The 25,407-nt window shown below is 36.8% G+C and carries 21 protein-coding genes; 10 read left to right on the plus strand and 11 right to left on the minus strand.

Going from position 1 to position 25,407, the window contains the following annotated elements; translation table 11 throughout:
* Positions 1-92 precede the first annotated feature (92 nt).
* The 3 genes from A1704_RS23210 to A1704_RS23220 all read right to left on the minus strand — a co-directional run bounded on the left by A1704_RS23210 (position 93) and on the right by A1704_RS23220 (position 7,065).
* A complete protein-coding gene (locus tag A1704_RS23210; RefSeq protein ID WP_062676369.1) occupies positions 93-2,150 on the minus strand; it encodes a M13 family metallopeptidase in 2,058 nt (685 codons plus the stop codon).
* Positions 2,151-2,326: 176 nt separating this feature from the next.
* Positions 2,327-5,725 carry a polysaccharide deacetylase family protein gene (locus A1704_RS23215; RefSeq protein WP_062676370.1) on the minus strand — a complete coding sequence of 1,133 codons (3,399 nt, stop codon included), beginning with the start codon at positions 5,723-5,725 and terminating at the stop codon, positions 2,327-2,329.
* A gap of 89 nt (positions 5,726-5,814) precedes the next feature.
* Entirely contained in the window at positions 5,815-7,065 is a 1,251-nt protein-coding gene (locus A1704_RS23220; RefSeq protein ID WP_062676371.1) for a CinA family nicotinamide mononucleotide deamidase-related protein, read from the minus strand.
* Between the two features lie 114 nt (positions 7,066-7,179).
* On the opposite strand from A1704_RS23220, the gene A1704_RS23225 reads away from it, so the two are divergent.
* Entirely contained in the window at positions 7,180-7,653 is a 474-nt protein-coding gene (locus tag A1704_RS23225) for a DUF7832 domain-containing protein (RefSeq protein WP_062676372.1), read from the plus strand.
* A 67-nt stretch (positions 7,654-7,720) separates the two neighbouring features.
* On the opposite strand, the gene A1704_RS23230 is transcribed toward A1704_RS23225, so the two are convergent.
* Both A1704_RS23230 and A1704_RS23235 read right to left on the minus strand, forming a co-directional pair.
* The gene (locus tag A1704_RS23230; protein ID WP_062676373.1) at positions 7,721-8,263 is read right to left on the minus strand and encodes a lipocalin family protein; all 543 of its coding nucleotides are present in this window, start codon (positions 8,261-8,263) and stop codon (positions 7,721-7,723) included.
* Positions 8,264-8,337: 74 nt separating this feature from the next.
* A complete protein-coding gene (locus A1704_RS23235) occupies positions 8,338-9,072 on the minus strand; it encodes a LytR/AlgR family response regulator transcription factor (protein ID WP_065119735.1) in 735 nt (244 codons plus the stop codon).
* Between the two features lie 175 nt (positions 9,073-9,247).
* On the opposite strand from A1704_RS23235, the gene A1704_RS23240 reads away from it, so the two are divergent.
* Positions 9,248-9,601, plus strand: a complete 354-nt coding sequence (locus A1704_RS23240) for a WG repeat-containing protein (RefSeq protein ID WP_082798860.1) — start codon at positions 9,248-9,250, stop codon at positions 9,599-9,601.
* Positions 9,602-9,626: 25 nt separating this feature from the next.
* Here A1704_RS23240 and A1704_RS23245 read toward each other — a convergent pair whose 3' ends face one another.
* The gene (locus tag A1704_RS23245; protein WP_062676376.1) at positions 9,627-11,420 is read right to left on the minus strand and encodes a tetratricopeptide repeat-containing sensor histidine kinase; all 1,794 of its coding nucleotides are present in this window, start codon (positions 11,418-11,420) and stop codon (positions 9,627-9,629) included.
* A gap of 310 nt (positions 11,421-11,730) precedes the next feature.
* On the opposite strand from A1704_RS23245, the gene A1704_RS23250 reads away from it, so the two are divergent.
* Both A1704_RS23250 and A1704_RS23255 read left to right on the plus strand, forming a co-directional pair.
* A complete protein-coding gene (locus A1704_RS23250) occupies positions 11,731-12,405 on the plus strand; it encodes an SIMPL domain-containing protein (RefSeq protein ID WP_062676377.1) in 675 nt (224 codons plus the stop codon).
* Between the two features lie 352 nt (positions 12,406-12,757).
* A complete protein-coding gene (locus tag A1704_RS23255; protein WP_062676378.1) occupies positions 12,758-13,948 on the plus strand; it encodes a VWA domain-containing protein in 1,191 nt (396 codons plus the stop codon).
* A 142-nt stretch (positions 13,949-14,090) separates the two neighbouring features.
* Here the strand turns inward: A1704_RS23255 and A1704_RS23260 are convergent, their stop codons facing one another.
* Entirely contained in the window at positions 14,091-15,296 is a 1,206-nt protein-coding gene (locus A1704_RS23260; protein WP_062676379.1) for an NAD(P)/FAD-dependent oxidoreductase, read from the minus strand.
* Positions 15,297-15,410: 114 nt separating this feature from the next.
* Here A1704_RS23260 and A1704_RS23265 point away from each other — a divergent pair, with 114 nt between their 5' ends.
* Positions 15,411-15,791, plus strand: coding sequence for a SpoIIAA family protein (locus tag A1704_RS23265; RefSeq protein WP_047432974.1), 381 nt, complete (start codon positions 15,411-15,413; stop codon positions 15,789-15,791).
* 69 nt (positions 15,792-15,860) lie between these two features.
* Here A1704_RS23265 and A1704_RS23270 read toward each other — a convergent pair whose 3' ends face one another.
* Positions 15,861-17,063, minus strand: coding sequence for an MFS transporter (locus A1704_RS23270; protein ID WP_174525214.1), 1,203 nt, complete (start codon positions 17,061-17,063; stop codon positions 15,861-15,863).
* Between the two features lie 183 nt (positions 17,064-17,246).
* Between A1704_RS23270 and A1704_RS23275 the strand changes: the two genes are divergently transcribed.
* Positions 17,247-18,140, plus strand: coding sequence for an AraC family transcriptional regulator (locus A1704_RS23275; RefSeq protein WP_062676380.1), 894 nt, complete (start codon positions 17,247-17,249; stop codon positions 18,138-18,140).
* A gap of 201 nt (positions 18,141-18,341) precedes the next feature.
* Here the strand turns inward: A1704_RS23275 and lipA are convergent, their stop codons facing one another.
* Positions 18,342-19,208, minus strand: coding sequence for a lipoyl synthase (gene lipA, locus A1704_RS23280; protein WP_002981042.1), 867 nt, complete (start codon positions 19,206-19,208; stop codon positions 18,342-18,344).
* Positions 19,209-19,323: 115 nt separating this feature from the next.
* On the opposite strand from lipA, the gene A1704_RS23285 reads away from it, so the two are divergent.
* Positions 19,324-19,956 carry a hypothetical protein gene (locus A1704_RS23285; protein ID WP_238590676.1) on the plus strand — a complete coding sequence of 211 codons (633 nt, stop codon included), beginning with the start codon at positions 19,324-19,326 and terminating at the stop codon, positions 19,954-19,956.
* Between the two features lie 89 nt (positions 19,957-20,045).
* On the opposite strand, the gene A1704_RS23290 is transcribed toward A1704_RS23285, so the two are convergent.
* Positions 20,046-20,606 carry an RNA polymerase sigma factor gene (locus tag A1704_RS23290; RefSeq protein ID WP_034692096.1) on the minus strand — a complete coding sequence of 187 codons (561 nt, stop codon included), beginning with the start codon at positions 20,604-20,606 and terminating at the stop codon, positions 20,046-20,048.
* A 199-nt stretch (positions 20,607-20,805) separates the two neighbouring features.
* Here A1704_RS23290 and tyrS point away from each other — a divergent pair, with 199 nt between their 5' ends.
* A complete protein-coding gene (tyrS, locus tag A1704_RS23295) occupies positions 20,806-22,101 on the plus strand; it encodes a tyrosine--tRNA ligase (protein ID WP_062676382.1) in 1,296 nt (431 codons plus the stop codon).
* A gap of 72 nt (positions 22,102-22,173) precedes the next feature.
* Here the strand turns inward: tyrS and A1704_RS23300 are convergent, their stop codons facing one another.
* Positions 22,174-22,590 carry a hypothetical protein gene (locus A1704_RS23300; RefSeq protein WP_062676383.1) on the minus strand — a complete coding sequence of 139 codons (417 nt, stop codon included), beginning with the start codon at positions 22,588-22,590 and terminating at the stop codon, positions 22,174-22,176.
* 202 nt (positions 22,591-22,792) lie between these two features.
* Here A1704_RS23300 and A1704_RS23305 point away from each other — a divergent pair, with 202 nt between their 5' ends.
* Together A1704_RS23305 and A1704_RS23310 are read left to right on the plus strand one after the other, a co-directional pair.
* On the plus strand, positions 22,793-24,766 hold the full coding sequence (locus A1704_RS23305) for a tetratricopeptide repeat-containing sensor histidine kinase (RefSeq protein WP_062676384.1): 1,974 nt from the start codon (positions 22,793-22,795) through the stop codon (positions 24,764-24,766).
* The gene (locus A1704_RS23310; protein ID WP_062676385.1) at positions 24,756-25,394 is read left to right on the plus strand and encodes a response regulator; all 639 of its coding nucleotides are present in this window, start codon (positions 24,756-24,758) and stop codon (positions 25,392-25,394) included. The genes A1704_RS23305 and A1704_RS23310 overlap by 11 nt, the downstream gene beginning before the upstream one ends.
* Positions 25,395-25,407: the final 13 nt, after the last annotated feature.

Genomic DNA, 25,407 nt, shown 5'->3' on the forward strand with positions numbered 1-25,407 from the left:
TCCTATTACTTATTATTTATTACCTATAATCTGCAACCCATCACCTGCTACCTAAAAAAACAAAACCGCTCATTGCTGAGCGGCTGTTATTGTTACCAGATTTTGATTCTGTCTTCCGGAGCTTTGTATAGTTTATCTCCTTTTTTAACGTCGAATGCTTTGTAGAAAGCGTCAACGTTGATAAGCGGACCAAAACTTCTGAAGTATCCTGGAGAGTGTGGATCGGTTTTCACCTGATTCACCATATATTTCTCACTTGATAACGTTCTCCAAACGGTTGCCCAGCTTAGGAAGAATCTCTGATCCTGAGTGAATCCGCTGATTTTTCCTGGGTTTCCTTTATCTTTTAAGTACATTTGAAGAGCATCATAAGCGATATTTACACCACCTAAATCAGCAATATTTTCACCATTTGTGAAAGTACCGTTTACAAAAGTTCCTTTTACAGGCTCGTATTTGTCATATTGAGAAGCAAGAGCTTTTGTTGCTTTTTCGAAGTTTGCTTTATCTTCCGGAGTCCACCAGTCTACTAAGTTACCATCTGCATCGAACTGTGCACCTGAATCATCAAATCCGTGGCTCATTTCATGACCAATAACCGCTCCGATACCTCCGAAGTTTACAGCTGCATCTGCTTTAGGGTTAAAGAATGGCGGCTGAAGGATCGCTGCAGGGAATACAATCTCGTTGTTTACCGGGTTGTAATATGCATTTACAGTCTGAGGAGTCATTCCCCATTCTGTTTTATCTACCGGCTTACCAATTTTAGCCAAATCTTTGTTATACTGCCATTCACCGATGTTCTGAAGGTTCTGATATAGATTTCCTCCTTTAGCTTCAGAAACGATATTTAATTTTGAATAGTCTTTCCATTTGTCCGGATAAGCTACTTTTACAGTGAACTTATTCAGCTTTTGCATTGCTTTTTCCTTAGTTGTTGAAGACATCCAAGATAAGTTATTGATGTGAACAGCGAAACTTTTCTTTAAATAGTCGATCAATTCCACCATTTGAGCTTTTGCTTCAGCAGGGAAATATTTCTCAACATATAATTTTCCGAAAGCTTCTCCTAAAGAACCGTTGATCAACTCAAATCCTCTTTTGTTAAGAGCTCTTTGCTCCTGTTGTCCTCTAAGGTATTTACCATAGAAAGCAAACTTCATATTTCCTAAGTTTTCGCTTAAGTAGGAAGCGCTTCCGTGGATCATGTGGAATTTCAGATAATCTTTGATTACAGGAAGATTCTGAGCATTTACCAATTTATCGAAGTTCTTATAGAATCCTAATTCACTGATAATTACTTTGTCAGAATTTACCCCAACTTTTTTAAGATAACCTGGAAGGTCAACATTTTTTACCAAAGCAGAAAGTTCAGCCATCGTCTTAGGATTGTACTGAAGCGTGTTATCACGGCTCTGCTCATTGGTCAGGTAAGTTTGTGCGATGCTCTTTTCATAATTAACGATACCTTTTGCTGCTTCATCAGCATTTTTGTATCCTAATTCTTTTAGCATGGAAGCTACATATTTCTGATATTCAGCGATAGCTTCAGTATTTTTTTCGTTTACCTTCTGATAGTAATCTCTTCCTAAACCTAGAGAAGCATTACCTAAGTAAACTGCATTCATTTTAGAATCTTTAAGGTCTGCATCCACTCCCCATCCGTAGAAAACATTTTCACCTTCTTTCGTTACAGAAGTAAGGTAGTTCTGAAGATCAGTCATGTTTTTAATAGCGTCAATCTTGTTCAGATTTTCCTGGATTGGCTTAATTCCATCAGCATTTCTTTTCTGCATGTTCATATAAGTAGCATACAGATCCTGAATTTTTTTTCCTTCACTTCCGTCAGCAAATTTATCTTTCAGAAGAGAGTTCAGGATGGTCATGGAATTGTTATCCGTATCCTCAGCCAGTTTGTTGAAGCTTCCCCAAGTTGGTTTGTCAGATGGAATTTTGGCAGTTTTCATCCAGGTTCCACTTACATAGTTGTAAAAATCATCCTGCGGACGTACTGAAGTGTCCATCAAGCTAAGGTCTAAACCTTTATCTGTGTTATTCACTGCTACTTTAGCAGCTTTAGCTTGTGCGCTCATTGTAGTCTGAGTGCAGATCCCTGCTATTAAAAACAAAGAAAGCGTTATTTTTTTCATTATGATAACAATTTTTAGAATATGTATGATTTATTTCAGATTTGTTACTTGAATATGAAAACAAATTTAAATAAATAACATGAAAGTATCCTAAGTGGGAAGTTGGGCACAGAAAGCTGGAAGTTATGAAAGTCATGAAAACAACCTCCAGCCTCATTCTTCAGCCACCAACCTCATTAAGAAGTTGCTATCTCTTTTACATTCCCGGTTCTTTTCAGGAATCCCCAGGACTGCATTTCGCCTTTCAATGCTTTTCTTAAACTTTTAAATAATACAATATACATCAGCCATCTATACCCAAATCTCTGTGGAATAATATACAGGAGATTGATCAGTTTTTCCCGCTGCATGATGAATGCTACTAATGCTAATGAAGCATCTACCAAAAGGAAAATCAGATAATAGGTGAATATTTTGTCTCCGTTTCCGGACAGGATTCCAAAGAACATAATTACATCTGCCAATGGCGAGAAAAATGGGATGATGTATTGGAATAATAAAATATTCGGCATTGCCCAAAGTCCCAATCCTTTATATTTGGGGTTAAGGAAAGTCTGTCTCTGTTTCCAGAACATCTGCATAATTCCATAAGTCCAGCGGAAACGTTGTTTTAAAAACTGTTTTGTGGTTTCGGGAGCTTCCGTTACTGCTATTGCTCTGTTTTCGTTCGCTACAGTATATCCGGCTTTTAATATTTTCACCGTAATATCACAATCTTCTGCCAGAGTATCTGATGAATAGCCTCCTGCTTCAATGATCACGGATCTTTTAAATGCTCCGATAGCTCCGGGAATAACTGTAATGGCATTGATATGTGCATACGCCAGCCTGTCAAAATTCTGACTTGTTGTATATTCTATAGCCTGCCATCTGGTAAGCCAGTTCACCCTGTTTCCTACTTTCACATTTCCTGCTACAGCGGCTATTTTTTCTTCCGTACTTGAATTTAAAAATCTTGCAATAAGATATTTCACAGCATCCTGTTGCAGTTTCGTATCAGCATCAATACATACTACATATTCGGCATCGGTCTGTGATATTCCGAAATTCAAGGCAGTGGCTTTTCCACCGTTTCCTTTGCTAAAGATTTTCAGTTTCGGGTGATCCGGAAATGCTTCCAATGCTTTTTCATAAGTAGAATCTTTACTTCCGTCATCTACCATAATAATATTAAAATTGGGGTAAGTCTGTTTCAACAAATTCTGCAGGGAAGACACAATATTCACTTCTTCATTATAAGCAGGAACTATGATGGAAACCTTCGGATAAGATTTTAGAACCGGAAACTCACCCAGTTTTTTTTCTTTGCTTCTTTCTTTAAAAGCCCAGTATGCCATCAGCAGTAATCTGATCAGTCCTAACACAATGAAAATGGTAAACAATGCAACCAGGAAATGGCTTATTCCGTAGATAACAGTAGCCAATACAAGGTTCAGCTGCATGATATAATACGATCTTGTTTTAGGAACTTCAGGCATCAACTCGTTTCTGCTTTTGTGCAGAATATTCGTTAGATTGGTAAAATGATAGCCCTGTTTCTGAAGTGTCGGGATCAGAATTTTTAAAGCTTTTACCGTTTCTTCTCTGGTATCTCCGCCTGCATCATGAAGAAGAATGATATTTCCTCTCTGCTGCTTGATTCCAGCCATTACACGTTTTACAATTTCATCTGCTTTTATCCCCGGCTGCCAGTCTTCAGGGTCTATATTTTCCCCAATATCAAGATAGTTTTGCTGTCTGGCCAATGCTACCGGAATAATCTCTTCTGAAGTGGTAGGCTCAGAGTCTGCGTTATAAGGAGCTCTGAACAGAATGGTACTGTGACCAGTAATACATTCGATCAGCAATCTTGTCAGTTTCATTTCCAGCAAAGCTCTTTCCGGGCTTACTTTTGCTACATTTTCGTGGGTAAAGGTGTGATTTCCTATTTCATGTCCTTCTCTGTAAATTCTTTTAACAAGCGGAAGATTTTTTTCTGCATTTAATCCTACCAGAAAGAAGGCTGCCGGAACGTGGTATTTGGAAAGAATATCCAATACCTGCGGCGTATACGTTTCATCCGGACCGTCATCAAAAGTGAGGACAAGCTCTTTCTGAGGAGCGCTTCCGTATTTTTTTACTTCATATGAACTTGGGTAAGTGACATAATTTTCGTCTGTGATAATTTTCTCTTTCGGATCAATCTCCAGTGCAATTTTTCCGTCATGAGGGGTATTCAGAACATCCAGAACTTCTCCGTCTCCGATATAATCCACCATGGTCTGCCCTTTTACATTTTCAAGTGATTTCAAATTCACTTTTGAAAGTCCGGCGAAAGTAAGATCTTTATCATAGAAATTCCAGACTCTGCTGTCTTCACTTCCCAATCTCCAGAGCGCTGTTCCGGCCAGAGGATATTCTGAAGAGAAACGCATTGTGTTGAAAATAGAAGCGGCGTCATTAAAAAATACGGTATGGGTTAAATTTTTAGAATCGGTATAAGAATAATTTAAATTAAAAGTATTGTCATTAAAATCAATAACTGCTTTACTGGCACTGGCTTTGGTAATTGCCTGCATATAAGTAACAGAAGTATTATCATCCTTATTGGAACTCCAGTCGTAACCGTATGCTCCCAACCCTAAAATAATCTTTTGAGGAGAGGTTTGTTTTACAATTTTTCCAGTCTGCTCTTCAATCCATTTTTGAGAAGAAACCGGACCTGCATCACTTCCTGCTGAATATTCATCATAAGCCATCAGCACAAAATAATCTACATAAGGATTCAGCCTTGGAATATTGTAATCATCATTATCCGTCATGATATCCATCGTAACCAGTAACTGATTTTTTTTGAAAGTCTCTGAAAGTTCTTTCATAAAGGCAATCAGATTTTCATCAGAATTCAGATTCATATCTTCAAAGTCAATATTAATTCCTTTGAAGTGGTATTTTTTACATTGCTGAGTGATTTTTTGGATTAGATGAGTTCTTTTCTGAGGATCATTAAGAACTTTTACCAGCCCTTCTGAACGGAATTCTCTGTCGAAGTTATTACTAAGCATCGGCATGGCAGCCACACCTGTTCTTTTGATCACTTTATATCCTTCCGGATCTACATTGGTTTTCAGATCTCCTGTTTTGGGATCAAGGAAAAACCATTCAGGGAAAACAAGATTGACGTGTCTGATATTTCTTTTCAGTGACATCAGCGATTGAGGATCCCACGCTACATAAAATGCAGAACGAATTCCTCCCGGAAACTGAGCCCAGTTTCGGTTCTGATTCTTGTATCTTTCTGCTCTCGCCTTCTCAATTTTGTCGAGGCTGGTATGGATTGTTTTTTCAGAAATAAAGCTTCTGAAACCTTTATATTCTTTTGAAATTTTATTCTCCTGAAGATAAGGTTTATTAGCTGTAATTACCGCTTTATAATCTTCTTTAAAAGGTATTTTAGGACTTCTGTCCAGAGTCATCATCAGACCTAAAGCAAGCAGAAGCAGTATTCCTATGAAAATAAAAATACGGCTTCCCCATTGGACACTTTTCCAGCGTTTTTTGCTGCTGGTCTGAAAAATCTGTTTGGAATTTTCCACGATTTTTGAAATTTATTGTAGGGCTTTCAAAAAGCGTGAAAAACTATATAAAAATTAATTAAAAAAAAATTAAAAAGATATATTCGTATTTAACTGTTTACGAGAAGACTTACCAGATCCTGAATCACCTTTTGGGAAACAAAATCCATAAAGTCTACTCTTTCCAGATGTGGCATATATAATTTGGAGGTTACTTCCTGATCATTGATCCTGATTGTATAGTAAACCGTTCCTACATCTTTACCGTCTTCTCCTTTTCCTGGCCCAGCAACGCCTGTTGTAGAAAGGGAAATATGAGTTTCAAACAATTCCTGACACCCTTTGGCCATTTCCTGTGCCACCTGTTCACTCACTACAGTGAACTCATCAACGGTTTCTCTGGAAACATTTAGAATTTTAATCTTTTTCTCTGTGGCATAAGCTACCATTCCCCCTAGAAAATATTTTGAGCTTCCGGAAACTGAAGTAATCATTTTGGCCAGTTCACCTCCTGTGCAGCTTTCTGCAGTAGAAATCGTCAAATTTCTTTCAGTGAGCATTTCTGCCAGAATATTTTCTATTTTATCTTCAGTTACGGCAATTACATGACCTTGTACCAAAGGAAGTAATTTTTGAATTTCTTCTTCTGTTCTTTGTTTCAATTGTTCTTCATTCTCACCGGAAGCTGTCAGACGGAGTTTTACACGTGTTCCTACCGGAAGATAAGACAGTGCAATATTTTCAGGAAGCGCCAGTTCCCATTCTTCAATTTTGTCTGCAAGGATACTCTCAGGAATTCCTACTACAGAAACAATTCTGGTATGGATATAATGAAGGCTGAATCTTTGCTGTAAATAAGGAATAATCTGATCCTTAATCAGTGGTTTTACTTCATAAGGAACTCCAGGAAGACTGTAGCACAATTTCCCGTCCTGTTCCATCATCATACATGGTGCCGTTCCGTAATGATTCTGAAAAACGATGGATTTTGTAGGTACAAAAGCCTGTTCTTTGTTTCTCTCCAGAATATCTGCGCGTCCTCTTCTTTCCATATAGCCTTTCAAATGATCGAAGGTTACCTCATCCAATGCAATTTCATCATTGAAATATTCGGCAAGTGCCTTTTTGGTTTTATCATCTCTGGTTGGCCCAAGTCCTCCGGTTGTAATGACTAAGTCTCCGGTTTCAAAGGCAGTACTTAAAGCATTTTTAATAGTTTCAATTTCGTCTGAGATTGTAAGAATCTGAATAACTTTTATTCCAATATTTTTAAGTTCAGTTGCAATAAAATTAGAATTGGTATCTACCGTATTTCCGGAAAGAATTTCATCCCCGATAGTAATCAGAACAGCTTTTTCCATATATTTTTTTGTTGAAAAAAATTCTATGCAAATGACGGAAAATTCTATGGCAGCGGCAATATAAATTGATTTTTTCTATTTTTGCCAGAATTATCAAAAACTACAATACAAATTATGTCTAAATATGATGATGCGTCATGGCATTATGGTGGTGATTTTCCGGAAGGACTTCCTCAGAAAAACGGGGCAACACATACAGGAATGTTTCTGAACTGGTGTATTCATAACAATCTGATCTCCGATGAACTGAAAGAAGATGCTGCAGAAGAAATAGAAAAGGTAAAACGAAGAGAAATGACTGGAGCAGAATTTGTTATGGATTCCTGCGATGGAAAATTTTCCGAATATGATCTGAATGAACTGGGAAATCTTTTTGCCAAAGACTATTATGCAGACGATACTGATTTCGGTAACCGATACAGTTCATTTGCTGATGATTATGTGAATATTTTTGATGCCAAAGCAGAGGAAAGCGACTACGAATACGAGACATTCTACCACATCGAAGACACCTACGAAAATTATGATCTGATGAAACAGGTTATTGACCACCGTTTTGAAGAATGGAAGGAATATATAAACAGCTAAAAGCTTAGAATAAAGAAAACAGAGAGCAAATTAGTTTAGGAACCTCATCTGTTTTCTTCGTTTTTTTTTATTGGTTATGCTTTACCCAGGTCAGTTCATCAGTATTATAGCCTATTTTTTTTGCTTTCTGAATGAAACGCTGGCGGATGCTTTCAGGAATATTGGTAGTACGGGAAAGAATCCATAAATATTTTAAACTGCTTCCTGCTACAAGAGCATATTGATAGTCTTCATCAATATCTATAACGTTATAACCCGCCCATATTGGTTTAAAAAATGAAACTTTAAGGCGTGCTTCTGTCGGGTCTTTTACAAATTTTGCCTCTCCAATAGATTCATTCCATACTTTTTTAACGTAATCATACCCTTTATTTCTGACCTGAACTGTTCCATCCGGATTCTCTGTATACTCTGCAGTAACATTGTCCATATTTTTCTCGAACCTGTAATCAAAACGGGCAATCTCATACCATCTGCCCAGATATTTTTTAAGATCAAAATTCTTTACAGCAAATGCACCTCTGGGAATCCTTACAGAATAGGAATTGAAAACGATAAGCCCCAATGCTCCTAACGAAACGGGAAGTATAATTTTATGAATAGTTTTCATGACAGAAAGATTTTGTATGGTTGTTATAAAAACGTCAAAAATAATGCCTTAAGTCTGTTAAGGTACAATAAATTCTATGAAAATACTTTCAGGAAATTATCTTTAAAGCTTCCTGAAACCTCAATTTCTGTATCATCAGACAGCATCACTGTTCCGCTTTTATGGTAGGATTTCACAAAACCTGTATTGATAATATGGGAACGGTGAACCCTCACAAACGGATTTTCCAGAAGATCATCAAAGTGTTTCAGAAAGCGGCATACCATCTTCTTTGAACCATCCGTAAGATATACCTGAGTGAAATTTCCATCCGCCTGAAGTCTTACAATATCTTCGGTTTTTACGACGTCAAATCCTTGTAAAGTTGGCAAAATCAATTGCTGTTTTTCAGGTTTTAATTTCAGGTTTTCAAGAAGGATTTTATTCCGGTTGAGTTCATCTTTTTTCTCAAGACTTTCTGTTACTTTATTGACTGCAAGAATCAGTTCCTGAATATCAATAGGTTTTAGAATATAATAACTTGCTGATTTATTTAAAGCCTGTAATGAATATTGTGAAAATGCAGTAATGAAAATAGTTTCATAGGAGAATTCTTTGGTAGCTTCCAGTACATCAAAGGCATTTCCAAAAGGCATTTCCACATCCAGGAAGACCAGCTGAGGCTGCTTTTCAGCGATTAATGGTACGGCTTCTTTAATATTTTCAGCTTCACCCAGAATTTCCACTTGCGGACAATATTTGGTCAGATAGTTTCGTAAAACTTCTCTTGCTATGAGTTCATCATCTATAATTACAGCTTTTATTTTCATCAGATCAGATTTTAGGTGGCAGATCATTAGATTGCAGTTGCAAATTAGGAATATTTAACCAACCTTACAATTTGCTGACACAAGTTCTCTAGCCATACTTTTGGTAACTTTTATTGCAGGAAAGGTGCAAAAGAATTATTTTAGAGATTAAAATTAATAAACCAGACAAAATCATATGAAATCAAAACTTCTTATTCTTTGCTGCATGAGTATATTCAGTTTTTCTTTTTCACAGATGAAAATTTCAGAAAGAGAGGATATCAGTAAGATCAATAAAAACTGGAGACTTACAAAAACCAATTCCGGAACGTATGGAATTTCAGATGTAAGCGGAAAAATCATCACTCAACCTGTGTATTCCAGGATTAATAAATTCGGTGAATACTCTGAGGACCTGGCATTGGTAAAAAACATAACGGGGACCTATGGATTTATTAACCGTTCAGGTACTGAAATCATTCCTGCCCATTATGAACTGGACTATATCAAAAAGAATTTTTCTGTTTTAAAGAAAAAATATATCAAATAGAAACCACAGATCGATTTGAATTCAATTACTTCAAATTGACCTGGATAGTTACCAAAACACCATTACTATTTTCCTTATCCTTTACAGAGCAGGTGATCTCTTTTTTGTAGAGATCATTCAGAAGTTGAATTCTTTCCAGCGTATTTTTCATCCCTCTTCCCTCTCGGGTCTTTTGGTGCTGGGTTTTCTGCTTTTTACTTTCTTCAATACCTATTCCGTTGTCTTCAATAAGAATGTTCAGATGAGACTCACTTTTTTTAAAGCTTAATTTTAAAAATCCTTTGTCAGTTCTGTAGCGGAGTCCGTGCCAGACAGCATTTTCCAGAAACGGCTGTATCAGCATTCCCGGAATTTGCAGATTTTGCATATTCAGGCTTTGATCTACTTCAATTTCATAATCAAATTTATCTGCGAAACGCGTTTTTTCCAGAGCAAGATAATTCTGAAGAAGATCCAGCTCCTGCTGAAAAGGAATAAAATCTTCAGTGGAATTTTCCATTACACCGCGCATCAGCTTCGAAAATTTGGTAAGATACTGATTCGCTTCAAGCTCATTATTGGTGGCTATAAAATGGTTGACACTATTTAAACTGTTGAAAATAAAATGAGGATTCATCTCACGACGTAACGACTGAAGGGCAATTTTCTTATTTTTCGTCTGAACCTTTTTCAGGGTGCTGAAAATAAACATGATTAGTCCTGTCAGCAAAACCAATGCACCGATCAGACTGTAATTAAAGACATTTTTCTTTCGTATAAGTTCGTCTTTAAGCTCTTTTTCTTTTTCCAGCTGTGAGATTCGTTGCTCTGTATCTTCGAGAATTTTATTATCAACAAGGCTTCTGTCTTTGGAAACAAGATTCGGAAGTTTTCCCAAAAAATCTCTGTACAGCTGAACTGAGGCATCCACATTTCCTGAAATCGCATAAAGGCTATCCAGTTTCTTTACACTTCTTTGTGCTTCCAGCGTATGACCTTTGTCTAAAGCAATTCCGTAGGCATTTTTCAAAAGGTCTACGGCTTCTTTAGGATCATTCTTTTTAATATAGATATCGGCCAGCTCCTGAATCTGATTCACTTTTTCCTGTGAGTTCTCTTTCACAAAATCCTCCTTCAGAACTTTCTTTTTAGCTTCAATAGCTTTCTCAAAGTTTTTGTTTTCCACATAAAGATCTGCCAGTTTCTGATTGATGGCGAGCGCTTGCTGAGGAGCTTCTTTTTTAGAAATTTTATAGGCTGTATTCAAATTTTCTTCGGCACTGGAAACGTCTTTCTGTCTCAGATTAACATCTGCAAGCTGGCTGTAACTTTCTGCAAGATCGCCCTGTTCATTTTCTTTTTTGGTCAGATTGATATTATTCTGAATGGCTTCTGCTTTGAGCTCCGGTGTGGGAGAAGAAAGTCTTGCTACATCATTAGCATTGACCGCTTTACTTTTTTCACTATAGCTTACCTGTGCAGCCATGCTGTAATTGCTGATGGCTGGTGTTATTTTATTCTGCTTTTCCTGTGACTGGGCTAATCTTCGGGTAGCTTTCTCAATATTGGGCTTATCGTTGAGTTTTTCATACAGCTTCTTGGCTTTTGTATAATATTCTTCACTTTTCGCAAAGTTCCCGCCATTGAAGAATGTTTCTCCAATATTATAATAAGAATCTGCCTGGGCAGGTTCATTTTTCTTGTCCATTGCTTTTTTCAGCTTCTTCGTTTCTACCTGTACTTCTTCCACAGCAGCACTGCTGTTAGTAGTGGTTTGGGAATAGATTATATTTCCCAAAAGCACAAGTAAAACGATAGTAAAGAGTTTAAGCATTTTCATAAAACAAAGATATACATATATATAGTCTGCTCAAAAACTATTCACCAAGTGAAGTTTCCCCTTCACCAAGTTGAGTGTTTGATACTCTGGGGTAAGATGATTTTTTTTAAAATAAAGAGAAGGTCACCACTTAAGCATTTAAACAAAATTAAGTCTCTTGATTCTATTAATGGTTTAAAAGATTTTTTTTCAAAACAATACTTTTTTCAAGACTCACCAAGTGAAAACTCTATTTCACCAAGTCTCCCGGAATCTGGTTTCTGATCAGCGTAATTTTACATCAGAATTAAAAATTTAAAAACAGGAAATTATGAAATTGAAACATTTTTTATTAATCGGAATTTTAACCCTTGGAAGCTTTGTAAATGCTCAGGAAGTAAAGAAAAACGCCATTGAAGTAACAGGCGTTGCCGAAATGGAAGTGGAACCGGATGAAATTATCTTTAGCATCGGGATAAAAGCTGATAATAAAAACGATCTGGCAGATAATGAAAAGAAGTTATTTGATATTTTAAAAAATGCAGGAGTAAAGAACGAGGATATCAAATTCAAAGCGATGTACCAGAATATCTATTCTAAGACAGCTAAGTTTTCTAAGAACTATCAGTTTAAAGCCGGTACAAAATCAAACCTCAGCAAAATCTTTGAAGACCTGAATCAAAAGTGGGTAAGCAGCCTGAATATTGCAGAGGTAAAGAATACTAAAATTGCGGATTTCAAAAAAACAGTGAAGATCAATGCTTTGAAAGCCGCTAAAGAAAAAGCAGACTACCTACTGGAAAGCATGGGTAAAAAAACAGGAAACGCTCTTGAAATTGTAGAGATAGAAGACTACACCAGTGATGTGATCATGCCTGCAGCTTATAAAGGAAGATCTTACGGTGTGCAGGTGGAAATGGCTGATGCTCCTGTAGATTATTCTTTTGATAATATTGAAAATATCAAGCTGAAATACAGCATCAAAACAAAATATGAAATCCTTTAAAATAACAGATGTGAGAAAGCTGCCTTTTGGGCGGCTTTTTTGTTTTTGTACTATTGGGTTATCGGGTTATGGCTGAAGAAAAATACCTGTCGATCTTTTAAAGTTTTTCGAATGGTAAAGGCCTCGACTCCACTCAGCCTGACAGTATTGAAATGATACATTAGATTTATTACTATCACACTAAACATACAATTAGAGCCTTCCTTATTTTGTCATCCACCAAGTGAAACTTTCCGTTCACCAAGTTTCGTGATTTCAAGCCTCAAATAGGGATAATTTTACTTCAGGAATTTAAAATAATAAGGATTTAAAGATTTCCGATTACAACAAATAACCAATAAAAAACAACAATATGACAACTTTAAAAATCTTAGCACTTGCAGCAGGTACAGCTTTCTTAAGCTCCGGAAACATTCAGGAAAACCTTGCTGCAAAAAGTAATACTGACGATCATTTACCGGAACAAAAAGCAACATTAATTCCGCTAACCTCAACGGTAAAAGACAATAAAATTCAGGTTGCTCTTCTCCTTGATACTTCCAATAGTATGGACGGACTGATTGATCAGGCAAAATCCAGACTGTGGAATATTGTGAATACGCTGACCACTCTTAAATACAACGGAAAAGCTCCCCAGATCGAAATTGCACTGTATGAATACGGCAACGACGGAATTCGTGATGAAAATTACATCCGTCAGGTAACTCCCCTCACTCAGGATCTGGATCTTGTTTCTGAAAAGCTGTTCGCATTAAGAACCAATGGCGGCAGTGAATATTGTGGTGCTGTGATCCGTGATGCTGCTGCCAACCTGAACTGGGACAGCAATGAGAAAAGTATGAAACTGATTTATATCGCAGGTAATGAAGCATTTGATCAGGGAAAAATAAATTATAAGGAAGTTGTTTTAAAAGCGAAAGGTAAAAATATTTACACCAACACCATTTTCTGCGGAAGCCGCGAAGAGGGAATCCAAACGTTCTGGCAAAACGGGGCATCTCTGGGAGGTGGAAAATACTTCAATATCGACAGCGACAGAAAAGTGATGTACATTGAAACACCTTACGACAAAAGAATTTCCGAATGCAATGCCAGGTTAAATGATACTTATATCTACTACGGAAATCATGGTTCAGAGTACAGGCTTAAGCAGATCACACAGGATAAAAACGCAGAAATGCAGTCAGCTTCCAATCTGGTAGAAAGAACAGTTGCCAAATCTAAAAAGAATGCTTACAAAAATGATCACTGGGATCTGGTAGATAAAGCTGAAAAAGATGCCGGATTTATCACCAATGTTAAAGAAAGTGAACTTCCTGCCGAGTTGAAAGGAAAAAGCAAGGAAGAAATTCAAAAAACGATTGCTGCCAAATCTGCGGCACGCGATACAATTCAAAAGGAAATAGAAGAACTTTCCAAAAAACGCCAGGGTTATATTGATTCCGAAATGAAAAAAAGAGGAACAGAAGATTCTGATGATTTGGGAAAAGCCATTGAGAGTTCTATTGTTGAACTTGCTAAAAAGAACGGGTATAGTTTGTAGTTGAACAGGCAGTCTTTTTGTGACTGCCTGCTTTTTTAAACCACCCCGTCAAAAATTCTTTGAATTTTTGACACCCCTCCACAGGAGGGGAATTGGGCACAACAATTGGAGTATTGTCATATATAAGACAAAGCATGAAAATTTACCTTCCAAACTTAAAATATCTTGATAACGAATGCTTTTTGCCTTTCATGAACAAAGAAGTCATTTCCATTCCCGCGACTGAAAAAGTAATTCCGTTTCCTCCGAAGCCTAACACAAAATAAGAGTTTTTAAATTTTTTATGCTCACTGATATAGGGTAAGCCGTCTTTTGTTTCCCCAAAAGTTCCAGCCCAGACAAAGTCTGTATAGAAATGATAATCGGGTTTTATTTTCTTTAAATTTTTAAGAATTTCTTTTTCTTTTTTATACAATATAGCATCACGTTTTTCGGCATCATAAAAGTCTTCGTCTCCTCCTCCAATGAGAAGTCTTCCATCATCAGTAGTTCTCATGTAGAGGTAAGGATCATCAGTATTCCATACTAATGTGCTGCTGATGTTTTTGAACTTGTCTTTATCAATTTCAGAGACGACCGCGTAGGTACTTTTAAGGTTGACAAAGTTCTCTTTGATCAGATTTTTGCTTTCGTATCCTATACAGTAAATCATTTTTTTTGCTTTGATCTGAAATCCGCTGTCTGTGGTGACCAGATTAAATCCCTTATGCTCCTCCACTTTTACCATTTCAGTTTTATCAAATATCTTCAATCCCTTCTTTACATTATGCATGAAAAGCTCATGAGCGAATTGGAAAGCATCAATGCTTGCGCCCTGTTTTGACAAGATTCCGCCATACGTATTTTCAAATCCGAACTGGTCCATAACACGATCCGAAGACAGCCATTTTACTTCAAATCCGGCGGCTTTTCTCGCTTCATATTCTTTTTTCAGCCATTCCAGGTCTTTCTTTTTCGAGGCATAGTATAATGATTTTTTGCGTTTGAAACCTGCTTTGGATCTGATGGTTCTTGTGATTTTCTCCAATGTATCAATAGCATCGCTACAGGCTTTATAACTTAAGACCGCTCCTTTTTTCCCAATCTGATCGATCAGTTCATAGAGAGGAACATCTATTTCGTATTGTAACATTGAAGTGGTAGCGGAAGTACTTCCGTTGCAAAGTTCACGTTTATCAATCAGGATGGTTTTATACCCGTCTTTTATCATCTGATGAGCGATCAGGCTTCCCGTAATGCCGCCTCCTATAACGAGAACATCACATTCTTCATTTGATTTTAAAGATGGATAAGATGCTAACAATCCGTTTTTTAAAAGCCAGAAAGGTTCATTTGATTTGAGATTCATATTAATATTTTACACTGAAACTAACAACATTTATACCTTTTTTAACAATTTTCTACTAAATTATGGTGTAATTATTGTTATTCTTTTAAACTGAACCACCATAAAATATTGATTATGATAACAATTATTCCAGAAGCCCCGGAGAATGTTGCGGCATTCAATGCAACGGGAGAAGTAACGAAAGAGGATTTTGAAAAACTGGTAATTCCGCGCGTAAAAGAGAAGGTAGAGCAGTTCGGTGAGCTGAATTATTTATTGTATTTGGATACCGATCTGGATAATTTTACCATGGGTGCGTGGCTTGAAGATTTATTGTTGGGACTGAAAAATCTTACCAACTGGAACCGGTCAGCCATTGTTACGGATAAAGAAGGAATACGTGATTTCACCAGTGTTTTCAGTGTTCTGATGCCGGGAGAGTTTAAATCTTTCCCCAAAGAAAATTTATACAATGCCCTCTACTGGTGTAAAAACGGAGATGAGGTAGAGGCATAACATTTATTTGATAAAAAATCGCCTGTTTCAGTAAGAAACAGGCGATGTTATTTTCACTATGACTCATTTTTATTTATCGCATGAGACGCATTCTGCAGCTATTTCTTCTTCATTCTGAGTTTTTGAGCCGTACAGGTACATATATCTTACGCTTATAACCAATCCGATAAAGGTCATCCCTACTCCCACCAACGATGGATAGTTGAAGGAGTAACCATACTCCAAAGGAATTCCTCCAAGGAACGCTCCCATTGCATTGGCAATATTGAACCCTGCCTGCATAAAAGCCGCGGCCATCATTTCACTTTTCGGGGCAGCTTTCATCATCATAATATTGATGGGTGATGCGATAGACATTGAGAGCGCACCACACATGAACGTCAGTATCAAAGCAATATTCTTGTATTCTGCAAGGAAGAAAACACCTCCAAGAGAGATCATCATAAGGAAAATCAGTAATACACAGGTTTTTTCCGGGCCTAATTTATCTGAAACAATACCACCCACCAGGTTTCCAACTACCATTCCGGCCCCGGCAAGGACCATTACATAAGCCATCTGGCTGCTTTTAATCCCGGCAACAACAGTCATTAAAGGAGTAATATAGCTCAGCCATGTGAACAATCCTCCAAATCCAATGGCTGTAATAGCCAATACCAGCCACGACTGTTTATTTTTAAGGAATTTCAGTTCTTCCATAAAGTGGGTATTCTGGTTGGATTCCAGATTCGGAAGCCACAGTTTTAAAAATAAGATGGCAAAAAGTCCGATAACAGCCACAATAGCAAAGTACAGCCTCCAGTGGAACGTATGCCCGATATAGGTGACCAGAGGCACCATTGCGAGATTGGCAACCGTAAGCCCTGTAAACATCATCGATATATAAAATGCTTCTTTTCCTTTTCCTGCCATTCTTGAAGCCACTACTGTTCCTACACCGAAGAAGGCTCCATGCGGAAGTCCGGACATAAAACGGATAACCAGCATACTGTTATATCCCGGTGCAATAGCCGAAAGCGCATTAAAGAATGTAAAAAGGATCATAAAAGCCATCAGGACTTTTTTCGGAGGGAATTTTACAGAATATCCAATCAGGATTGGAGCTCCGATAACCACGCCCATGGCATATGCTGAAATCAAATGTCCGGCTTGCGGAATCGTAATCTGTAATGTTTTGGCAATATCCGGCAGCAGTCCCATGACGGTAAATTCCGTAGTTCCTATCCCTAAACCACCAATTGCCAGTGGTATTATTCTTTTATCAATCTTCATTGTCTCTAAATCTTTTTCTGAATTAATTTCGTTCAAGTTAAAGGATCACCTGAGTATCTTTATTTTGAAAGTGCAAAAATCGCAAGAAAGTTTGAATTTCACTTCTCTTTGAATGATAAAAACTTGCTCCATATTAACCTTTTTACTTAATTTTAAATTCATAAATAATCAAATAAGAACAAAATGAAGATCCAGAAAGAAATTATTGAGTTTGAAAAAGGGAAATCCTTCAAACTATTTTCTCCTTCTCTGAAAAACTGTTTTTTCTGGCATTATCACCCGGAAATTGAACTGGTGTATGTAGAAGCTGTGAATGGAATCCGCCACGTTGGAAAAAACATTTCCGGCTTTACAGACAGTGATCTTTTACTGATTGGTTCCAACGTTCCTCATCTTAATTTTGACTATGGTATTCAGACCGAATGCAGGCAGCTTGTATTACAGATGCGGGAAAGCTTCCTTCAGGATATTATCCTTCCTGTTCCGGAATTTGAGAATATTAAGAACCTTTTGGAACGTTCCTATCTCGGACTTTCATTTTCCGGAGAAACCAAAAATACAGTTGTTGAAAAACTACAGGCTATTAAAGATAAAAACTCTTTTGAATCCTTGGTTGGGCTGATTGAAATTCTGCAAATTCTTGCCCATTCCACAGAAGTGAAAGAATTGAATAAGGAAGATACCCGGATCAAATGGTTTTTGAATGATAAAATCAGAATGGGAACCATCTACGATTATATCCATGAAAATTATGACCGGAAGCCCAATGTCAATGAAGTGGCCCAAGTTGTCAGCTTGAGTACTCCTGCTTTCTGCCGGTATTTTAAAAAGCAGACGAATATGACGTTTACTGATTTTGTTAACAATTACAGGATCAATCAGGCTAAAATATTCCTGCTCAAAGATCAGTCTGTGACAGAAGTTTGTTTTCAGGTAGGTTTTGAAAGTCTTTCTTATTTTAATAAACTTTTCAAACAGCATACAGGAGAAACGCCTTCGGAGTTTAAGAAAAAACATTTCAGACCGATTGAAATAAATGGTAGGATTGGAGTGATTAAGAAGGATACGACTTGTTAAGTAGGCTTTGTTGAGTGTTGTAGGAACCACCCCGTCAAAAATTCTTTGAATTTTTGACACCCCTCCAAAGGATGGGAATGATGACAGTCGTTATTGTAACGATTGTCGCCTTCATTAGTAACCACTAATATCTGCAACCTATCACCTATAATCTGCTACCTAAAAAACAAAAAACCGCTCATTGCTGAACGGTCTGTATTTTTAGTGAATATGTTTTTCTGCGTGGTAAGAACTTCTTACGAGTGGAGAACTTTCAACATGTCTGAAACCTAGGCTTCTTGCAAAATCCCCGAATTCATCAAATTCTTCAGGAGTGATAAATTTCTTTACCGGAAGATGTTTTTTAGTCGGCTGTAGGTATTGTCCAAGTGTAATGACATCTACATTGGCATTTCTAATATCTTCGATCGTCTGGAAAACCTCATCTTTAGTTTCACCTAATCCAAGCATTACCCCTGTTTTGGTTCTTCTTTGTCCGGCTTCTTTCAGGTATCTTAATACTTCAAGGCTTCTTTCGTATTTTGCCTGAATTCTCACTTCTCTGGTCAGACGTTTTACGGTTTCCATGTTGTGAGAGATTACTTCAGGAGCAACTTCTACTAATCTGTCAAGGTGTTTTGTGATACCCTGAAAGTCAGGAATCAATGTTTCCATTGTGGTTCCCGGAGAGATTCTTCTGACAGCATTCACTGTTTCTCCCCAAAGAATAGAACCCATATCTTTCAAATCATCGCGGTCTACAGAAGTAAGAACGGCATGTTTGATCTTCATTAATTTGATGGATCTTGCTACTTTTTCAGGTTCGTCCCAGTTTACGTCAAGCGGTTTTCCTGTTTTTACGCCACAGAATCCACAGCTTCTTGTACAGATATTTCCTAAAATCATGAAAGTAGCTGTACCTTCACCCCAACATTCTCCCATGTTCGGGCAGCTTCCGCTTTGGCAAATGGTATTTAATTTATATTTATCAACCAAAGTTCTCAGCTCTCTGTAATTCTTTCCGGTAGGAAGTTTTACGCGGATCCATTTTGGTTTTTGAACGGTAGTGTCTTGAACTGAATTTTCCATTTCTAAAATTGAAGCTCAAAGTTAAGGATTTTTTAATGGAAACCATCAACCGGATATATTGATGAAATTGATCATTCAAATTTCATTTGTATATTTATCTGTTCAAAATATTCTTATGAAAAAAATATTCTTTCTTTTATTCGCTGTATGCGGAACATTTTGTCTGGCCCAAAAACAATTTCAGCCTGCAGGTTCTTCAGTTATTGAAACAGTAGATGGTGATCTTGATGGTGATAAAATTCCTGAGAAAGTAATTATTTACAATACAAAGGATACGACTGATATGGGAAACATCCGTGAAATTCAGATTCTGAAAAAAACAGGTGGAGCATGGACTATTCTTGAAAAATCGAGAAACGCTGTTATGGAAAGCAATGGCGGAGGGATGATGGGTGATCCTTATGGAGAAACTAAAATAGAAAAAGGAATTCTGATTATTTCCCAAAACGGCGGAAGCAGCTGGAAATGGGATGTTACAGATAAATATAGATTTCAGAACGGGAATTTTGAGCTCATAGGAACCTCCTCCATTTCCGGAAGACCTGGTGATTACTGGAAAGAGATAGATTTTAACCTTTCAACAGGACAGCTTAATTATTCAAAAGAGGTAGAAAATACTGCGGAATATGGTAAGTCTTTAAAAGAAACTTATATTAAAAAAGGGCTGAAGATCAATCTGCAGAACAGAAATCAGGAAAAGCAGCAAAAAATAGTTCTTCCGAAAACAAAAGAAGAGGTTTATTTTTAATCTTTGGCTAAAGCCAATTTTGAATTTGTATTTTTAGTAAACGGGTTAAAATACGTTTCTATTGAATAGTATGTATTGAATTATTGAGCTTAATGATCATCAAATTCATTATTCTTCAACAGTTCGGCTAAGACTTTTTTGGCTCGCATTACTCTTACTTTAGTATTGGCAACGGAGATTCCCAGCTCTTCAGCAATTTCTTTGATGCTTTTTTCTTCAAAAAATCTCAGCTTGATAATGTCCTGATAATTGGCATCCAGAGATTCTATGGTTTTGATGATTTTCTTTTGTTCTTCTTCAGAAATCAGAAGCTCTTCAGGTGATTTTGCATATTGGTTTTTGACTTCATCAAGGTTTTCAACAGCGTCTTCGTTATCCCGATTCTTCTTTCTCCAGAAATCAATAACAGTATTTTGGGCAATGGTCAATATCCAGGTCTTGAACTGAAAATGAGGATCAAACATATCCAGTTTTGACAATACTTTTGAAAAAACATTGACGGTAATTTCATCCGCATCATTTTCATCTCTTACCTTTTTCATGACAAAAGAGAAAACATCTACCCAAAAAATATTGATGAGTTTAGTCTGGGCCTTCTGATCTTTATCTTTGGCCTTCTGGATGAGCAGGAATAGCTGTTCGTCGTTCATTAATAACAAATATAGATTATTTGGGGTGAAAAACAAAGGAGTAAAAGGGCAAAAATGTGAACTTGTTCAATTCTCAAAGTTAACAAAGATTTTCATGATTTATGACTTTCTTTTCCCTACATTTTTGCTATTCCGCTTTTACCCTTAATACTTATGAATTTACTATCTTTGCATCTTAAAATTTTAAAGTTAAAAATCAATGAATTCCTTTATAGAAGAACTAAAGTGGCGTGGTTTGTTTGCCGATATGATGCCAGGAACCGATGAACAACTGAATAAAGAGGTAACTACTGCATATATTGGTTTTGATCCTACTGCCGATTCTTTACATATCGGAAGTCTTATCCAGATAAAAATTTTAGCGCACTTCCAGCTTCATGGCCACAAGCCGATTGCATTAGTGGGAGGTGCAACGGGAATGATTGGTGATCCGTCCGGAAAATCTGCTGAAAGAAATCTTTTGGATGAAGAAACTCTTTTACACTATGTTGACTGTTTAAAAAATCAGCTTTCGAAATTCTTAAACTTCGAAGGAAACGAGCCTAACAAAGCTGAGCTGGTAAATAACTACGACTGGATGAAGAATATTTCTTTCCTTGATTTTGCTAAAAATGTAGGAAAAAATATCACAGTCAACTATATGATGGCTAAAGATTCTGTAAAGAAAAGGTTTTCTGGAGAGTCAGGGGCAGACGGAATGAGTTTTACAGAATTTACGTACCAGCTCATCCAGGGATATGATTTCCTCCACTTATACCAAAACAATAATGTAAAGCTGCAGATGGGAGGTTCAGACCAGTGGGGAAATATCACTACAGGTACAGAATTGATCCGTAGAAAAGCTCAGGGTGAAGCATTTGCATTAACGGTTCCTTTGATTACCAAAGCAGACGGCTCCAAATTCGGGAAGTCTGAAAGTGGAGAAAATTACTGGCTGGATAAAAAGAAAACTTCTCCTTACAAATTCTACCAGTTCTGGCTGAATGCTACTGATGAAGATGCTGAGAGATTCATTAAGTTCTACACTTTCTTAGGAAAAGAGGAAATTGAAGCTTTAATTGAAGAGCACAAAACAGCGGCACACGAAAGAAAACTACAAAAGAAACTGGCTGAAGAAGTAACAGTTTGGGTACATGGAAGAGAAGAGTATGAGAAAGCACTGAAAGCTTCTGAAATCCTTTTCGGACGTTCTACTGCTGAAGATCTTGTAAGTCTTGATGAGGAAACATTCCTTGAAGTTTTTGATGGAGTTCCTCAGAAAGAAATTGCAAAAGCTGATGTTTTAGGAGTGAATATTGTTGATCTTCTTTCTGAAAAGTCAGGGTTCTTAAAATCTAAGAGTGAAGCTCAAAGAGAGATTAAAGGAAATGCAATCTCTGTCAACAAGCAAAAAGTAAATGATACTTTTACAGCTAATGAAACGGATCTTATCGATGGTAAGTTCTTATTATTACAAAAAGGTAAAAAAAGCTACTTTATTGTAAGAGCAAATTAGTAAAAGATATATATAAAAACGGGCGCTGAGATGAATCTCAGCGCCCGTTTTATGTCCTAAAATAATTTAATATTAAAATGTATAGCTTGTAGAAGCCGACAAATACTGTCCGCTGGAAGTCCCCTCTTTCTTCAGTTCTCCGTCTACCCAGATCTGAACTTTCAAAGTTGCAGAAGCATCCGGTCCGACAGCGTTTACTCCAACGGTGGCATTGTATGCTCCCGGTTCTGATGTTACCTCAGGGCTGCTCCATGTTGTTCCGCTAAGACTTGTTGCAGTGGTAGGATTACCGTCAATTCCATAAACCGCTACCTCAATATTACTACCTGAAGAAGCGATTGCTTTAAAAACCACTTTATGACTTTTTCCTGCTCCATTCTCATTGTCATCGTTATCTTTACTGCATGAAGCCGTAAATCCAATAAGCATTGCTGCTATTACTGCAACAAATGCTCCTCTTAACAGCTGATTCATTCTCATTTTTTTCATAATCTTTTTGTTTAAATTTTAGTTACTATATTGAATATTCTATGATTCATGATTTGATGTTTGCAAAGCTATGAGCATCACGTACGTCTATCAATCCTGAAAAACCAGTAATTTTTTCTACCTAAATTCAGGTATTTTTTATGCTAAAATTTTTAATTAAATTGAACGTTTTAAAAAAACAATTTTACAGAATTGATCCATAATGAAGAGATTACTTGTCCTGTTAAGTCTATTTTTATCTTTTACTTTACAATCCCAACAAATCATTCCGCTTAATGAGAAAGCTTATATAGACAGCTTACAAAACATTACAAAAGGAAATCATTCCGATCCTTCAAAAGCAACGGCCTCTTTTCTTTTATCAAATTATTACAGGAACAGTGATTCGGTTTTGAGTAAAAAATATCTTGCAAAAGGGAAAATACTGGCTCAAAACAATCCTTTTATTTCGGCAAAATATTATTATTACGAAGGACAGTATAATCTGGACAGGAATAAAAACAAAGCTGCTGTTTCTTATCAGCAGGCTATTCAATTTTTATCAAAATTTAAAAATGAAGAATCCGATTTTCTTCAGGCTCTTGCCTGGTACAGCTACGGAGTCTCTCAAAAGGATAAAGAGGGGTATATTCCGTTAGTTAAAATCATGCTTGAAAAGAGTATTCCATTGGTTGAAAAATATAAGAACAGCAGAAACCTGGGATTCCTGTATACTCAGCTTGCAGTTATTCTTACTTATAATGCCCAGTTTAAAAAAGCTGAAGGTTATAATAACAAAGCCCTTGAAATTCTTGAAAAACAATATCCGAATTCTGCGGAGCTATTTTTTACCTATCTCAATTCTGCCAACAATTTTTGTTATCAGGCCAATGGAGACCAGGCTGAAAAGTATTTGAATAAAGCCGAAAAGCTTGTCAGGACATATCCTGAATCCTCATCCAATGCTTTTTATTATTACAGCAAAACCCTGTTGTATATTACCCGGCAGAAAAATGAGGAAGCTCTTCCTGTGATAGAAAAAGGAATATTGTATACCAGAAAGTACAATCAGAATCTTCTGGCTCAAATGTTTTATTTCAACAAGTTTGACATTTTAAAGAAACTTAAAAGATATAAAGAAGCTAAGACTACCCTGAAAGATGTTTTAACGGAAAAATCTCTGGCTATTGATCTTAATAACAGAAAAACTTTTTATAAGCAGCTTTCCTTGCTTAATGAAGAACTGGGAGATACTAAAGAAGCGCTCCTGTGGGAACAAAGATATTCCAAACTCAACGATAGTTTGAATACAGAAAATGTAAAGCTTGAAATCAACAAACTCGAAACTAAATTCAATACTGCTGAAAAAGAAAGGAAAATAGCAACTTTAAATGCTGAAAAGAATCAAAAAGATCTGGAAGTCAACAAAAAGAATTCTTATTTGTGGGGAATGGGTCTTGTTTTACTGCTGGCGTTAAGTCTTCTGATCTTCCTGTTTATTATTTTCAGAAAAAACAAAAAAATAAATGAACAGAGAATCAATGATATTAAGCAAAAGGAAGAATTATCGTTAACCAAAGCCATTCTTGATGGCGAAGAAAGGGAAAGAGAACGTATTGCAAGAGACCTTCATGATGGTCTGGGAGGAATGCTTGCCGGCGTAAAGATCAACTTTTCTACGTGGTCTTCCTGTCATTTAAACCCTGAAAAAGATCGGGAGTTTTATAAGATACTGGGGCAGCTGGACAGCTCTGTAAGTGAACTCCGTCATGTAGCGAGAAATTTAATGCCAGAATCATTGCTTAATTTTGGTTTGGAAACCGCGATACTCGACCTGTGTGAATTTTACAAGAGAAAAAACCTGGAAATTGATTTTCAGGCTATTGATATTGACAAAGCATTACCTTTAAATATCCAGCTTAATATTTACAGGATTGTACAGGAGTTACTGGCCAATGCTGTAAAACACGCCGAAGCCAGCAGTATTCTGCTTCAATGCTCCCAATCCGGCGAGAATTTTCTGATCACGATTGAAGATAACGGAAAAGGATTTGATAAAAATATAGAAAATACCTCCAAAAGTATGGGACTTCGTAATCTGAAAAACAGAGTCAACTACCTGAAAGGAAAAATGGAAATCAATTCTGATGATCAAGGAACAGCAATTAATATAGAACTTAACATCCATGGAGAATGAAAAAATAAATATTGTCATCGTAGATGATCATCCCATTGTCATTGAAGGATTAAGAATGATGCTGAGAAGCCAGCCTTTCTTCAATGTCGCAGGAAGTTTTGCATCCGGTGCAGAAACACTGAGTTTTATCCGGTCTGAAATGGTAGATATTGTTCTTCTGGACATTACGCTCCCAGATTCCAACGGAACAGAACTCTGCCGAGAAATCAAAAAAATATCGCCAAGCACCTCTGTCATAATGTTCAGTAACCGTTCAGAACGAAGCATTATTATGCAGTCTATACAAAACGGAGCAAGCGGTTACCTTCTCAAAAATACTTCCATTGATGATCTTGTGATAGGTATCAGAGGAGCTCTTTCGGGAGATATTGTTTTCTGCAATGAAACCAAACAGATTATCAGTCTTCCTTCTCAGACTACCCTTCCTATTCCAAGACTGACTAAAAGGGAAAAACAAATTCTACAGATGGTAGCACAGGGAAAAACAAGTAATGTAATTGCTGAAGAACTTTTTTTAAGTCCTCTTACCGTGGACACTCACCGTAAGAATCTGCTACAGAAATTTCAGGCAAAGAACTCAACAGAATTGATTAACCTCGCAGTACAGCAACGTATGATTGAAGAATAAAAAAACCGCTTTA

Origin of the sequence: Chryseobacterium cucumeris (assembly GCF_001593385.1) — a bacterium.
Taxonomy (GTDB): domain Bacteria; phylum Bacteroidota; class Bacteroidia; order Flavobacteriales; family Weeksellaceae; genus Chryseobacterium; species Chryseobacterium cucumeris.

Bases quoted from the DNA above. Each gene is read 5' to 3' on its own strand.
- A1704_RS23230 (WP_062676373.1), bottom strand. From the start codon at position 8,263: ATGAAAACTATTCATAAAATTATACTTCCCGTTTCGTTAGGAGCATTG.
- A1704_RS23275 (WP_062676380.1), top strand. From the start codon at position 17,247: ATGAAGATCCAGAAAGAAATTATTGAGTTTGAAAAAGGGAAATCCTTC.
- A1704_RS23305 (WP_062676384.1), top strand. From the start codon at position 22,793: ATGAAGAGATTACTTGTCCTGTTAAGTCTATTTTTATCTTTTACTTTA.
- A1704_RS23245 (WP_062676376.1), bottom strand. From the start codon at position 11,420: ATGAAAATGCTTAAACTCTTTACTATCGTTTTACTTGTGCTTTTGGGA.
- tyrS (WP_062676382.1), top strand. From the start codon at position 20,806: ATGAATTCCTTTATAGAAGAACTAAAGTGGCGTGGTTTGTTTGCCGAT.
- A1704_RS23255 (WP_062676378.1), top strand. From the start codon at position 12,758: ATGACAACTTTAAAAATCTTAGCACTTGCAGCAGGTACAGCTTTCTTA.
- A1704_RS23225 (WP_062676372.1), top strand. From the start codon at position 7,180: ATGTCTAAATATGATGATGCGTCATGGCATTATGGTGGTGATTTTCCG.
- A1704_RS23310 (WP_062676385.1), top strand. From the start codon at position 24,756: ATGGAGAATGAAAAAATAAATATTGTCATCGTAGATGATCATCCCATT.
- A1704_RS23250 (WP_062676377.1), top strand. From the start codon at position 11,731: ATGAAATTGAAACATTTTTTATTAATCGGAATTTTAACCCTTGGAAGC.
- A1704_RS23240 (WP_082798860.1), top strand. From the start codon at position 9,248: ATGAAATCAAAACTTCTTATTCTTTGCTGCATGAGTATATTCAGTTTT.
- A1704_RS23290 (WP_034692096.1), bottom strand. From the start codon at position 20,606: ATGAACGACGAACAGCTATTCCTGCTCATCCAGAAGGCCAAAGATAAA.
- A1704_RS23270 (WP_174525214.1), bottom strand. From the start codon at position 17,063: ATGAAGATTGATAAAAGAATAATACCACTGGCAATTGGTGGTTTAGGG.
- A1704_RS23220 (WP_062676371.1), bottom strand. From the start codon at position 7,065: ATGGAAAAAGCTGTTCTGATTACTATCGGGGATGAAATTCTTTCCGGA.
- A1704_RS23300 (WP_062676383.1), bottom strand. From the start codon at position 22,590: ATGAAAAAAATGAGAATGAATCAGCTGTTAAGAGGAGCATTTGTTGCA.
- A1704_RS23235 (WP_065119735.1), bottom strand. From the start codon at position 9,072: ATGAAAATAAAAGCTGTAATTATAGATGATGAACTCATAGCAAGAGAA.
- A1704_RS23210 (WP_062676369.1), bottom strand. From the start codon at position 2,150: ATGAAAAAAATAACGCTTTCTTTGTTTTTAATAGCAGGGATCTGCACT.
- A1704_RS23260 (WP_062676379.1), bottom strand. From the start codon at position 15,296: ATGAATCTCAAATCAAATGAACCTTTCTGGCTTTTAAAAAACGGATTG.
- lipA (WP_002981042.1), bottom strand. From the start codon at position 19,208: ATGGAAAATTCAGTTCAAGACACTACCGTTCAAAAACCAAAATGGATC.
- A1704_RS23285 (WP_238590676.1), top strand. From the start codon at position 19,324: ATGAAAAAAATATTCTTTCTTTTATTCGCTGTATGCGGAACATTTTGT.
- A1704_RS23265 (WP_047432974.1), top strand. From the start codon at position 15,411: ATGATAACAATTATTCCAGAAGCCCCGGAGAATGTTGCGGCATTCAAT.